This window comes from Nonomuraea lactucae (assembly GCF_003313395.1).
Taxonomy (GTDB): domain Bacteria; phylum Actinomycetota; class Actinomycetes; order Streptosporangiales; family Streptosporangiaceae; genus Nonomuraea; species Nonomuraea lactucae.
On record NZ_QNFZ01001004.1, the window covers coordinates 1 to 13,281 of the forward strand.

Genomic DNA, 13,281 nt, shown 5'->3' on the forward strand with positions numbered 1-13,281 from the left:
CGGCCACGCCCCGCCGCACCCTGGCGACGACCCGGGTGCGGACGCCCGCGCGCTCGGGCGAGCCGGGGCCGCGCGCCACCACGAACGCCGCCACCCCGAAGACCAGGGCCACCGGCTCGACCTGGCCGTGGATCGAGGCGACGAGGAGGGCGAGCGGGTTGAGCGCGTACTGCAGGGCCCGCAGCGACGCCCTGGGCCCGCCCGCCAGCTTGGCCACCAGCGGGATCAGCGCTATGTCGGCGACCACCGTGACCAGGCGGCCGGCGTACTCCCACGGGAGGCCGGCCCACAGCAGGATCCCGTAGAAGTAGGGGATCATCGGCAGGAAGTGCCAGCCGCCCTCGCTGGCCAGCACCGGGTCCTGGCCGTTGACGATGGCGTCGCCTGCCGGCTTGAAGCTCTCGACGAAGTCGACGGGCTGCCACGAGTCGTGCGCCGCGGTGAACATGAGAAGGACGCGGACGGCCACGCCCACGAGGACGGCGACGAGGAGGGATGGCCGCCAGTCGCGCCACTGGGCGACGAGGGCGAGCACGACTCCGGCGACGAGGACGAACCCCGTGAGAACTGCGTATTCCATGGCGGCATCTAGCCTGCCGTACTCGTCCGGCTACTGCCACTTGGCCTGTCGTACCGCGTGCGATTCTTATCCCCGACATGGTGGGTCGTAACGCGATAGACCATGACTGTCTGTGCTGAACTCTTTCCATGGGGGGATCGCAGGTCAACCAGGCACTGGTCAGACTCTACTTTGAGGTGAAAGACGGGCTTCGGGACCCGGTCGCGGCCTGGGCGAAACTCACAGGAAACTCTGAGGTGTATCGCCGGGCGCGGGGCGGGCGGCGGGTGCCGCTCGACGACGGCACCGCGGCCGAGCTGACCGCGGCCGCGATCGTGCACACGGTGGCGGAGCACGGCGCCGACCGGGTCGCGGCCCTGTCCACCTCGCCGCTGGCGGCGCTGGTGGGCGAGCTGGGCGGTGCGGTGCTGACCGAGCAGCCGAGCGCTTCCGCGCAGATGCTGGGCCCGGGTTTCCACGCCCCCGAGGGCGACGACTGGACGCGGGCCGCGCACGTGATGCTGTGGGGCGAGAACAACCGGCTCGCGCGCCCGGCGGACACGCCGTGGGTGATCGCCGGACGGTACAAGGGCCAGAAGGTGGTGGCGATCGGGCCGCACCCGACGCGGCTGTCGGACGAGACGCTGGTGGTGCGGCCGGGCACGGACGGGGCGCTGGCGATGGCCATGGGGCACGTGCTGCTCAAGGAGTTCTACCTGGACCGGGCGGTGTTCGCCGGGCACGCCATGGAGCGCACCGACCTGCCGTTGCTGGTGCGGCTGCGCGAGCGCGGCGGCGCGTTCGTCACGGGCGGCGGGCTCGGCCAGTCGGCGGGCGGGCTGAGCGTGTACGGCGGCGACGCGGTCGAGGTGCTGCTGCCGCGCTTCGACGACGGGCCGGGGCTGCTGCGCCGCGGGGTGCCGGTGGTGCGTGACGGCGAGCACCTGGCGACGACGGTGTTCGACCTGCTGCTGGCCGTGTACGGCGTGGCCCGCGACGGGCTGCCGGGCTGCTGGCCCGGCGGCTACGACGACCGGTGCGAGCCGTACACGCCCGCCTGGCAGGAGGCGTTCACCGGGGTCCCGGCGGCGCGCACGATCAAGATCGCGCGGGAGCTGGGGACGACGGCCGGGCGGACCGGCGGGCGCTGCGTGATCGTGCCGGGGCGGCTGGAGACGTCGCACGCCGACACCGCCTACCGGGCCATGCTGGCGCTGCTGGTGCTGGTCGGCTGCGGTCGGGGGTGGGTGCGGCAGGGGCCGGCCGACGGGGTGCCGCTGGTGCCGTACCTGTGCCTGCACGCCTGCGGCGAGGACGGGACGAACGTGGGGAGACTGTGCTGGCCGCTCGCCGACGGGGTGCTGAGCGGGCGCTCGTCACGGTCGATGCTGCTGGAGGCGGTCAGCGACGGGCTGCCGATGGCCCCTTCGCCGCGGGTGCTGGCCATCCCGCGGCCGATCTACCCGCTGCCGCCGGACGTGGAGCTGCTCATCGGGCCGGACGACCGGTGCGACCTGGCCCCGCCGGACGCGCACCTGGTGGCGGACGCGGTGGCCAAGCTGGCGCTGGACAGGGTGGAGCCGGCCCCGGCGGAGGCGGAGGCGCCGTCCGCCGGGGAGCGCATGCGGCTGCTGCTGGACCACCCGTGGATGCACGAGTACGGGGAGGCCCTGCCGACGTACCGGCCGCCGGGGCCGGGCCTGCCCGTGAAGCCGACTCAGTTGATCCTGTTGAGGTAGGCCCGGTGCTCGCGGGAGAACTCCAGGCCGTTGAACCTGTCCCAGTTGATCGACCAGGCCATCAGCCCGCGCAGCCCGGGATAGACCCCGCGCGGCCGGTACGGCCCGCAGTTGGAGCCCTTGGCCAGGCAGTCGAAGGCCTTCTGCACCTCGGCCACCGTGGTGAAGCCGTTGCCCGCGCCGGGTGAGCCGGGCAGGCCGATGGCGACCTGCTCGGGGCGCAGGCCGGGGAAGAAGTTGTTCGCGTTCCCCATGATCGGGAAGCCGGCCACGACCATGTCGGTCATGGCGACGTGGAAGTCGTGGTCTCCCATCGTGTGGTAGCGGCCGTCGAGGCCGGTGATCGGTCCGGAGTTGTAGTCCTGCACGTGGAGCAGCGTCAGGTCATTGCGCAGGGCGTGGATGACCGGCAGGTAGGAGCCGCTCCTGCGGTCGGCCGAGCCGTTCGGGCCCGGGCCGTAGAACTGGTAGCCGAGCTGGACGAAGAACGTCTCGGGCGCCATGGTCAGCACGAACTTCGCGCCGTAGCGGCTCTTGAGCGTCCTGAGCGCCGAGATGAGGTTGACGATGACCGGGGTGGTGGGGCTGGCGAGGTTGGTGTCGCCCGGGTCGAGGTAGAGCGAGTGGCCCTCGAAGTCGATGTCGAGGCCGTCGAGGCCGTAGCGGTCGATGATGGCGGAGACCGACTGAACGAACTTGTCGCGGGCCGCCGTGTTGGTGAGCTGGACCTGGCCGTTCTGCCCGCCGATCGAGATGAGCACCTTCTTGCCCTGGGCCTGCTTGGCCTTGATGGCCGCGATGAAGTCGGCCTCGGGCTCGACGTTCGGGCACTCGGCGGCCGGGCACTGCCTGAACCTGATGTCGCCGGAGGTGACAGAGGTGGGCTCGCCGAAGGCCAGCTGGATGACGTCCCACGCGTCGGGCACGTCGCGCATGCGGATGTAGCCGGACCCGTTGGCGAACGAGGCGTGCAGGTATCCGACCATCACCCGCTTGGGCAGGTCGCCCCCTCCGCCCCCGGCTGTCGTGGTGCCGCTCACCTCGCTGGTGTACGCCGAGCAGTTGCCCGCCGCGTCGCACGCCCTGACCTTGAACCGGTACGTGGTGCTGGCGGCCAGGCCGGTGGCCGTGTGGGAGGTGGAGGTCACGGAGACGGGCGCGCCGTTGTCGCGGGAGATCTCGTAGCGGGCGACGCTGCCGGAGTCGTCCGTGGAGGCGCTCCAGTTGAGGGTGAGGCTGGAGCTGGTGGGCCCGCCGACCGTCAGGTTGGCCGGCACGGTGGGCGGCTGCGTGTCCGGCGTGCCGCCGGGGCCGTCCAGGACGACGTCGTCGGCCAGGTACGGGGGCTGGCCGTACCAGCCGTTGACGTAGACGGTGACGGACCGGGTGTTCGCCGGGGTGGTGAACGACGTCTTCATCTGGCCCCACTGCGAGCCGGGGCCGCCCCAGGTGCTGGCGTCCACGCCGGCGCCGGTCGCGCCAAGGAAGACGTAGCTGCCCTGCGCCCATGCGGAGAGCTGGTAGGTGGTGTTCGGCTGGACGGTGACGGTCTGCTGGCAGCGGGCGTGGTCGGCGCCGGCCGGAGTGGCCTGCAACGCCTTGGTGCCGCCGTGCACCGGAGACGACACGGCTGACGCCGTTCCCGAGCAGGTCCAGCCGCTGAGACCGGACTCGAAGCCGGGGTTGACCAGGATGTTCGCGGCGGAGGCCGGTGCGGTGTGGAGGGCGGTGAGGCCTAAGGCGATCGCGGCGGACGCCGCGAGTCCCCGGAGCTTCATGGGGGGTGTCCTTTCGTGAGAGCGCCCCACCGCACGGGCGTGCGATGGGGCGGCCGGGGAGGGCGGGCCGCCGCCCTCCCCTCGCGGGTCGTCTAGAAGCCCGCGGTGATCCTGGTGAACTCCCAGTTGGACTGGGAGATGCCGCTGCAGTTGGAGACCACGCCGCCACCGGGGCAGGGGCGGTCACGGTTGACGGACCAGTAGGCCAGCCTGGTCAGGCCCCTCGCCTTGGCCCAGTCCCTGATCTGGGTCCAGGTGGCGGGGGTGGTCAGCTCCTGCTGGTCGGACAGGCCGTTCATGCCGGAGATGCCCATCCGGGCGTACGCCTGGGCGTCAGTCCAGCCGAAGGCGCTCTTCAGCGCGTTCTTCAGGCCCTCGGAGGCGTTGACGGTGTCCTGGTAGATGTTGGAGCTGCCGAAGTCGAACGGCATGATCGTGTAGTTGTCGATCGGGACGCCGAGCGCGCGCGACTGGTTGATGAGCCGGATGCCGTGCGCGTTAGGGCCGGTCCGCGTGGTGCCGAAGGTGACGACGACCTTGACGTTCGGGTTGTTCTGCTTGACGATCTTGAGTGCGTTCAGGATGCGGTCCTGGACGACGTAGTTCTCGAACTCGTCGGTGTTCTCGATGTCGAAGTCGACCACCGCCGGGCCGACGGCGTTGATGACCTGCTGCACCGCGCCGGCGAAGGCCTGCGGGGTGGAGCAGTTCGGGCCCAGCTTGTTGCCCTGCCAGCCGCCGAACGAGATCTGCACGCTGCCGCCCGCGCCCTTGATGGCCGAGATCGCCTGCGCGTCAGCGCCGCCGGTCAGCGGGCGCTGGCCGTCCCAGGCCGGGGTGCAGCCGCCGCTCGACAGGATGAACGCCATCGTGAAGGACCTGACGCCGGTCGAGCTCATCACCGAGGCGGGCGAGGGCGGGTCGCCCCAGCCCATGTAGAGGTAGGGCGCGCCGGGCATCTTGCCGCCGCCGCCCGTGCAGCCGCTGGTGGTGCTGGTCACGGCCGCGCTGGCCGCCGACTCGCCGGCCGAGTTGTAGGCCCTGATCGTGTAGGTGTGGGTGGTGCAGGTGCCGAGCGAGCCGATCGTGGCCGAGGTGCCGGTGACCGTGGCCCTGACCGAGGAGCCCTCGTAGACGCGGTAGCCGGTGACCGTGCCGGTCGAGGCGCCCCACGCCAGGGAGATCGAGCTGTTGGTGGTGGCGGTCACTCTGGGCGCGCCCGGGGCGGAGGGCGCACCGGGGTTGCCGCCGCCGTCGACGACCTTCCACAGGGCGGGCACGTTGGACGGCTCCCAGCCCACCTGGGAGGTGTGGGCCTGCCTGCACTCGTAGTCGACGCCGTTGTAGGTGACGCGGGCGCCCACGGCGTAGAAGGTGCCGGGCTGCCACTGCGGGGCGGCGACCGTGACCGCGCTGCGCGCGGCTGCCGGGACGGTGGTGGCCGCCCCGGCGCCGATCATGGTTAGGGCGGCTAGTAGCGCGACGAACACGCGACGCAATTTCATGGCGTTTCCCTGGGGGGTGATCAGTGTTCGGATGGCGTGCCGTACGGCTCGCGCCGGGGGGTGAGAGCGCAAGCCGTACGGCACCGCCCGCGCGCAGGAGACGCGGGCGCTCGGGAGGCGGCATGGGAGGGAGGCGGCGACCGGGACATGGTTCCCCGATTCATGATTACTTTTAGGAAAGTTTCCTAAGAGTTGTCGCGATCGTAGCCTTGACATCGGGTCCTTACAAGACCCAAAGCAACGGGAATGTCACCTGTCGCACGAGCCGCGTAGGGCGGGGACGGTGGTATGGGACGCCCCGCCGTGCGGGATCGCGCACGGCGGGGCGGATCGGGCGGTCGGGATCGAGTTGCGGGTGGGATCAGGGGCGGCGGGTGATGCGGACGTCGTCGATGCCCGCCTCCACCAGGGAGGCGGTGGACGCGTCCGCGGCGTCCACCACGATGCGGACCGTCTGGCCCGCGTGGGCGGTCAGGTCGGCCGTGGCCACGCTCCACGCGCCGTTGCGGTTGGAGGCCGCGCCGGCCTGCTGCAGGACGGTGGTCGTGGTGCTTCCCACCACCCTGACCCGGACGTAGTCCGCGCTGGAGGCGTTGGACCCGTGCGCGAGGTACCACGACAGTGACACGCTCAGCGTGCCACCCGCGGGCAGCGTGATCGGCGGCGACTGGATCGAGGTGACACCGCCGTCGACGTCGTGCTCGCCGGCGGAGGCGCCCGCGAGGCGGCCGGTCACCAGATCGTTGGCGCCGCTGACCGTCGTGCCGAGCTGCTTGGCCCCTGACGAGGTGGTCGCCTCGGGGTCACCGCGCTCCCACCGCCCGCTGGTGGCGGTGTCGGCGCCGCTCGGGTTGGCGGTCCATCCGGTGTCCGACTCGAAGTTGTCGGAGTAGACGGTCTCAGGCGGGTTGCCGGAGCCGCAGTACTGCGGCTCCTTGCCGATGATCCGGTAGACGCAGTCCGAGTACTCGAGGAAGCGCAGCACGGCCTCCCTGTTGCGGGTGGTCTGCGGGACGATCTGCTCGTCCGGCGGGTAGAAGCCCGGGCTGGAGCCCGTCGGATACATCTCGAACGTGTAGCTGAATATCTTGTACGCCCCCCACATCCAGTCGTTGATGGTGCCGTCGGCGATGTAGAGGTCGCTGGACTGCTGGGGCGTGTAGTTGTTGGTCGTGGCCATGTTCTGGCCCAGCGTGGCGTGGGCGTCCCGGTCGTCCTGGGTCAGCCCGGGGGCGGTGTCGTCGAACGTGTAGCCGTACGGCCACAGGATCAGCTCGCTGTAGGTGTGCCAGTCGAGGTGCGCCTTGAGTTGCTGCACGCCGCCGACGACGCGCCCGCGGACCCAGTTGGCCACCGCCTTGACCTCGGGCGCGGACTCGGACGACGGGCCTCGGTAGGTGTCGCTGGAGGGCGAGCCCGAGGAGCCGCCGCAGCAGCCCCACTGGTAGGCCCAGTTGCGGTTCATGTCGGTGCCGACCGCGGACGAGCCGCTGTTGGGCTGCCGGTTCTTCCGCCAGGAGCGGTAGGAGCCGGTGGCGATGTCGTACTCGCCGCCGTCCGGGTTCAGGTCCGGCATGATCCAGATCTCCCTGGAGTTGACCAGGTTGGTGATCCGGGGGTCGCTGCCGTAGTTGTCGGCGAGCAGGTGCATCATGTAGAGCGCCATCTCGACCGTGAGGTGCTCGCGGGCGTGCTGGTGAGCGGTGAAGAGCACCTCGGGCTCGGCCTCGTCCGTCCCGACGTTGTCACTGATCTTGACGCCGACCAGCTGCCTGCCCTCGTACGACGTGCCGTAGACGAACTTGCTGGCGATGCTCGGACGGGCGGCGACCAGCGCGTTGATGTTCGCGTTCATCTCCGCGTAGTTGTGATAGCCGGAGTCCGACGGCGGGAAGTCAGCTGTCCCGACACCGGACGGGGGTAACGGGCGCGGCGCCTCCGTGACCCGGTAGCCGAGCTTCGCGATCGCGGCGACCTCGGCTTCCGTGGCGGTGACCAGGACCGAGTCCTTCGCCACCTCGTCGATCGCGGCGCCGGTCGCCGCCACTGCGCTGCGCTGCTGCGCGTTGACCGGCCCCTGCACGCGATACTGCCGGTTCGGGGGTGGCTCGGCAGCGGCCCCGGCGCCGGTCGCGCCGGTCAGGCAGACCAGTCCCAGGACGGCCATCAGGATGACTAATCGGCGTTTCAACCTGGTCCTCCTAGAGCGCGCGGGTTGGGTTTGACACGCGCCTGAACCGAGAGTTAAGACGTTGCCCGGCGTGGAGCAAGACCCAATTTTTTCCGGGAGTGGCGCCCGCCTGCCGTACCAGGGGCGGCACGGCAGGCGGGAGCGCCGGGAGGGGCTCAGAAGTCGTCAGGCGTCCGGATCCGGTCGCGGACCCACACTCCTGCCGGCTTCAGCCGGGAGGTGCCGGCGAACGGACCGCCCGGGCAGGTGCCGCCGGTGAAGACGGCGCCGGAGCGGGAGTCGTCGGAGTAGTTCCAGTTCACCCAGCTGATCTTCTTCTGGGCCATGAGGTCCAGGTACTGCTGCGACCGGGTGAAGTTGTTCGACCCGTCGCCGGAGGCGGTCTGCGTGCCGAACTCGGTGACGAACATCGGGATGCGGTCGGCGGCCCGGCTCAGGGAGTTGAGGTACTCGCTGCCGTGCGAGGCCGCGTAGAAGTGGAACGTGTACATGATGTTGGTGGCGTTGACCGGATTGTTGATCACCTCGGTCTCGCTGGCCCCGTCGGACACGCCCAGCGACGACCAGGCGCGGGTGCCGACCAGGATGGGCGCGTCGGGGTCGTTCTGACGGATGGTCGGGATGATCTGGTGGGCGTAGTTCCTGATCGTGGACCAGGAGACGCCGTTGGGCTCGTTCGCGATCTCGTAGAGGATGTTGTTCTTGCCGTTGTGCCGCTGGGCGATCTCGGTGAAGAACGTCCTCGCCCGTGACAGGTTGTGGTTGGGGTCACCGGGGGTGAGCATGTGCCAGTCGACGATGGCGTACATGCCGCGCGCGGTCGCCTGCTCGATCAGGTTGTGCACCCGGTCGGTGAACAGGCGGGGGTTCGTCTCGTACCCGCCCTCCTGGATGTACATGGAGATGCGGAGGACGTCGGCCTTCCAGTCGTTGGCCAGGGCGTCCAGGGAGGCCGTGTTGAGGCACTGGTAGTACCACTGCAGGCCGTGCGAGCTCATGCCGCGCAGCTGGATCTCCTTGCCGTTCTTGTTGCACAGCCTGACGCCGCAGACCCGCAACTGGCCGTTGGCCTCGACCGGGGTCCCCGCGCCGGGCGGTCCGCCGGGGTCCGAGACGGTCAGCCTGTCGAGGTTCGGGCCGCCGTTGGCCGTGGTGGCGGTGGCGCGGACGGTGTTGGCCCCGGCGTTCAGCGCCGTGTCCAGCGTGACCTCCCGCCAGGTCGTCCACGCGCCGGTGCCGGGGAAGTCCTTCGTGACCGTGGTGCCGTTGACGGCGATGGTCATCGGACGGTTGGTGGTGGTGCCGTTGGCGTACCGGAAGACCAGCGACGCCGTGCCGGCCGAGGCGGCGTTCACCGTGAACTGGACGTAGGAGCCGGTCACGTTGTTGTAGTTGACGAAGCCGGTGCCGCTGTAGCCGGCGTGGTTGGACTCGACCAGGCCCTGGGAGATCGTCGCGTTCTCCGCCTCGTACGTGGTGGCGGCTGCTCGGGCCTGTGCGGGCCGGGCGCTCTGCCCGGTGCCGGCCGCCAGGGCCGGCGGCGCCTGCAGGCAGGCCACGGCGATCGCCGCGAGGGCGGCGATCCGGGTGAATCGGTGCATGGGGGGTGCTCCTACTCGTTTATTAGGAAACTTAACTAACGAGCAACTGGGAGCGTAGATCGGATGTCCATTCGGAGACAAGACCCAATCTGACTGGAACGGTCAAAACGGCCAGACCGCTGAGCCGAATAGGGGCTTCCGAGACCAGGGTGAGCAGAGGAATATGGTTTGCGCCCGGGGACCGGTCAGGCGTTACCGTGAAGTGGCACAACTTCCTCGGGAGCGACGGGCATGTTCTTCGGCATCACGGACCTCTGGACGTACGTCATCGGCGCCTTCCTCATCATCCTGCTGCCCGGCCCGAACTCCCTGTACGTCCTCAGCCTGGCCGCCCGGCACGGCGTCCGGCAGGGGCATCGGGCGGCGGCGGGCGTCTTCGTGGGCGACACGGTCCTCATGATCCTCTCCGCGGCCGGGGCGGCCTCGCTGCTGCGCTCCAACCCGGCGCTGTTCACGATCGTGAAGTACGCGGGTGCGGGCTACCTGGCGTGGATCGGGTTCCAGATGATCAGGACCGCGTGGCGGGCCTGGCGCGCCTCGGACGCCGAGGGGGTCGGCCCGGCCGGCGTGCCCGTAGCCCATGCCGGCGGCGACGCCGTGGCCGCTGCCGGCTCCGGGCAGGCCGACGTGCCGCGGCCCTTCCGGAAGGCTCTGGTGATCAGCCTCCTCAATCCGAAGGCGATCCTGTTCTTCGTCTCGTTCTTCGTCCAGTTCGTGGACCCGGGGTACGGCACGCCCGCCCTGTCGTTCCTCATCCTGGGGGCGATCATCCAGGTGTTCAGCGTCCTCTACCTGACCGCGCTGATCTTCGGGGGCACGTTCCTGGCGCACCAGTTCCGGGTGCGCCGCCGCCTGAGCGCCGGCCTCACCTCGGGCGTGGGCGCCGTCTTCATGGGCTTCGGAGCCAAGCTCGCCACCACCTCGCTGGGCGGATGAGCGAGACCGTCAGCGAGCCCGGCGGGGGCAGATCTCCTGGAACGGCTCGTCGGGCAGATGGTGACGCCATTCCTGCGGGGTGAGGGAGCGGCCCGCGCGGGCACAGACCTCCTTGAGCGGATCTGACGGCAGCCTGATCTCCCACAGCCGCACCGTCCCGTCCTCTCCGGCGCTGGCCATGCTCCTGCCGTCCGGGCTGAAGGCCACTCCCCAGGCGCCGTCGGTGTGGGCGTGAATCGGGTCCGCGATCTGCTGCCTCGTCGCCACGTCCCACAGCCGTACGGTCCCGTCCTCGGCCCCGGCGCTGGCCAGGGTCCTGCCGTCCGGGCTGAAGGCCACGCCCACCACGAGGCCGGTGTGGCCCTGGAACGGGTCCGCGATCTGCCGCCTGGTGGCCACGTCCCACAACCACACCATCCCGTCGCCACCGGTGGTGGCCAGGGTCCTGCCGTCCGGGCTGAACGCCACGCCGAAGAGGCCGCCGCCGGTGTGGTGGATCGGGTTCGCGATAGGCCGCCGGGTGGCCGGCTCCCACAGCCGCACCGTCGCATCTCCGCCGGTGGTGGCCAGGCTCCTCCCGTCCGGGCTGAACGCCACCCCCCAGAAGGCGCCGCTGGGACGGTGGATCGAGCCTGCGATCAGCCGGCGGGTGGCGATGTCCCAGAACCGGAGAATCCCGTCGCCACCGGCGCTGGCCAGGATCCTGCCGTCCGGGCTGAACGCGGCACCCAAGACGCTGCGGTCGTGGCCGTGAAGCGGGTCGCCGATCGGCCGCCTGGTGGCCACATTCCACAACCGCACGGTCCCGTCGTCGCCCCCACTGGCCAGGGTCCTGCCGTCCGGGCTGAACGCCACGCCCATGACCACGTCTGCGACACCGTGAATCGGTTCCGTGGTGGGCCGCCGGGTGACCACATTCCACAGCCGCACCGTCGCGTCGTCACTGGCGCTGGCCAAGGTGTCGCCGTCCGGGCTGAACGCCACGGTCCGGACGATGCCGCTGTGGCCTCTCAACGGCTCCGCGATCTGCCGCCTCGTCGCCATGTCCCACAGCCGTACGGTCCCGTCGCCGCCGGCGGCGGCCAGCGTCCTGCCGTCCGGGCTGAACGCCACACCCCAGAAGGCGCCGCTGCCGGCCCGCAGCGGATCCGCGATGGGCCGCCCGGTGGCCACCTTCCACAGCCGCACCGTCCCGTCACTGCCCGCGCCTGCCAGCGTCCTGCCGTCCGGGCTGAACGCCACGCCGAAGACTCTCTCGGCGTGGCTGTGAAGCGGGTCGCCGATCGGCCGCCGGGTGGCCACATTCCACAGCCGCACGGTCCCGTCGTCCCCCCCGCTGGCGAGGACCTTGCCGTCCGGGCTGAACGCCACACCCCAGACGCTGTCGGCGTGGCCTTCCAGCGGGCCTGTCACCGGCCTCCGGGTGGCCACGTCCCACAGCCGCACCGTCCCGTCGCTGCTGGCGCTGGCCAGGATCCTGCCATCAGGGCTGAACGCGAGACCCATGACGAGGGCGATATGGCCTTTGAGCGGGCCGCCGATCGGCCGCCGGGTGGCCACGTCCCACAGCCGTACCATCCCGTCGTCCCCCGCACCGGCCAGGGTCCTGCCGTCCGGGCTGAACACCGCACTCCGGACAGGACCGTGGCCGTCCAGGGGGTCCGCGATCTGCCGCCTCGTCGCCACGTCCCACAGCCGCAGGTTCCCGTCGTCCCCCGCGCTGGCGAGGACCTTGCCGTCGGGGCTGAACGCCGCACCCAGGACGCGGTCGGTGTGGCCGTCGAGGACGGCTCGGACGCCGGCGGCCAGTACGGCCATCATGTTGTACCGGGCCTCGGCCCGGGACGCGTCGGTGCCGGCGAAGCGCAGAGCCGTCGCGGCCAGCAGGCCCGACACGATGGGATCGGCATCCCTGAGCCGTTCGCTGGTGACGCTCAGCAGGCGCGAGAGCGTCTCCCTCCGCTGGGCCTCGGCTCTCCCACCCTGCTGACGGGCGATGACGGCGGCGATCGAGGCGATCACGGTGAGCACGACCAGCGTCGCCACGGCGGCACTTGCCAGGCGCCTGCGCCGGGTGGCGGCCCGATCGCAGGCGACGAGGAACTGCCGGGTGGTGCCGGACAATGGTGGATACCGCGACGGGTGAGCCTGCCAGTGGGCACGCGCCTGCCGCAGGCTCGCCAGCCGGCTCCCCTGGTAGAGGAAGGACGGGTCACGCCCGCAGCGATGCCATTCCTCGGCGTCCTGGCGCACCTGCCCGTACAGGATCCGGTGCTCCTGGTCCTCCTTGAGCCAGCCGGACAGCCGGGGCCAGGTCACCAGCAACAGATCGTGCGCCACCTCGACGCTGTCGCCGTCGGCGACCATGAGACGCCGGTCGATGAACGCCCGCAGCACCGCGTCGGCCTGGAGGACGCCGGCGGGGTCGCGGTGCGCGCGCACCTCGTCACGGGTGAGGCGGCGGCGGGCGATGTGCCCGTCCGCGGTGATCACGGTCAGCTGCTGGATGATCTGCTGGGTCGCCTCCTGTTGCGCCGGGGTGAGTCCCGCGTAGGCGGATTCGGCGCTGGTGCGCACCGCGTCCGCGATGCCGCCGGTGGCGTAGTAGCCGTCCAGGGTGAGCCGGTCGTCCTCCTTGTCGCGTCGTTCCCAGGTCAGCAGCATCGCCTGTGACAGCAGCGGCAGCGCCCCCGCCCCGGGCGACAGCCCGATCCCGGCGATGACGTCGTCGCCCCGGCCGCGGGTGGAGGCGGCGAAGGCGCGCAGGTCTCCCAGTACCTGATCGGGCAGGCCCTCTTCCAGGGGCAGGCCGGCGCGTGCGGCCGGGCCGACGATGGCGCGGCGCAGTTCGGTCTCGCTCATCGCCGCCACGGTGAACGGCCCGGCCCGCAACGCGTCCACCAGCGGCGGCAGGGCCGCGCAGCGGTCCCACGCGTCGCCCCGCACCCCGATGACGATCAGCCCGGCCGGCC

The 13,281-nt window shown here is 71.0% G+C and carries 7 protein-coding genes and 1 pseudogene; 2 read left to right on the forward strand and 6 right to left on the reverse strand.

What is annotated here, in order from left to right:
- Positions 1–580 (reverse strand): annotated as a pseudogene (locus tag DQW85_RS36355) (hypothetical protein); the annotation flags it as partial.
- Positions 581–816: 236 nt separating this feature from the next.
- Here DQW85_RS36355 and DQW85_RS36360 point away from each other — a divergent pair.
- Positions 817–2,298, forward strand: a complete 1,482-nt coding sequence (locus tag DQW85_RS36360; protein WP_162795664.1) for a molybdopterin-dependent oxidoreductase — start codon at positions 817–819, stop codon at positions 2,296–2,298.
- On the opposite strand, the gene DQW85_RS36365 is transcribed toward DQW85_RS36360, so the two are convergent.
- From DQW85_RS36365 to DQW85_RS36380, 4 genes are all read right to left on the reverse strand, one after another.
- Positions 2,277–4,076, reverse strand: coding sequence for a chitinase (locus DQW85_RS36365; RefSeq protein WP_113704283.1), 1,800 nt, complete (start codon positions 4,074–4,076; stop codon positions 2,277–2,279). The genes DQW85_RS36360 and DQW85_RS36365 overlap by 22 nt on opposite strands.
- Before the next feature lie 92 nt (positions 4,077–4,168).
- Positions 4,169–5,581: a carbohydrate-binding protein gene (locus tag DQW85_RS36370; protein WP_113704284.1), complete on the reverse strand. Its 1,413-nt coding sequence runs from the start codon at positions 5,579–5,581 to the stop codon at positions 4,169–4,171.
- Positions 5,582–5,942: 361 nt separating this feature from the next.
- Positions 5,943–7,772: a M14 family metallopeptidase gene (locus DQW85_RS36375; protein ID WP_205315671.1), complete on the reverse strand. Its 1,830-nt coding sequence runs from the start codon at positions 7,770–7,772 to the stop codon at positions 5,943–5,945.
- 155 nt (positions 7,773–7,927) lie between these two features.
- Positions 7,928–9,373, reverse strand: coding sequence for a cellulase family glycosylhydrolase (locus tag DQW85_RS36380; RefSeq protein ID WP_113704286.1), 1,446 nt, complete (start codon positions 9,371–9,373; stop codon positions 7,928–7,930).
- Between the two features lie 231 nt (positions 9,374–9,604).
- Here DQW85_RS36380 and leuE point away from each other — a divergent pair, with 231 nt between their 5' ends.
- Positions 9,605–10,309, forward strand: coding sequence for a leucine efflux protein LeuE (gene leuE, locus DQW85_RS36385; protein ID WP_113704287.1), 705 nt, complete (start codon positions 9,605–9,607; stop codon positions 10,307–10,309).
- Positions 10,310–10,318: 9 nt separating this feature from the next.
- Here leuE and DQW85_RS36390 read toward each other — a convergent pair.
- Positions 10,319–13,281, reverse strand: a 2,963-nt coding sequence (locus DQW85_RS36390) for a WD40 repeat domain-containing protein (protein WP_205315672.1), incomplete at its 5' end; no start/stop codon positions are given.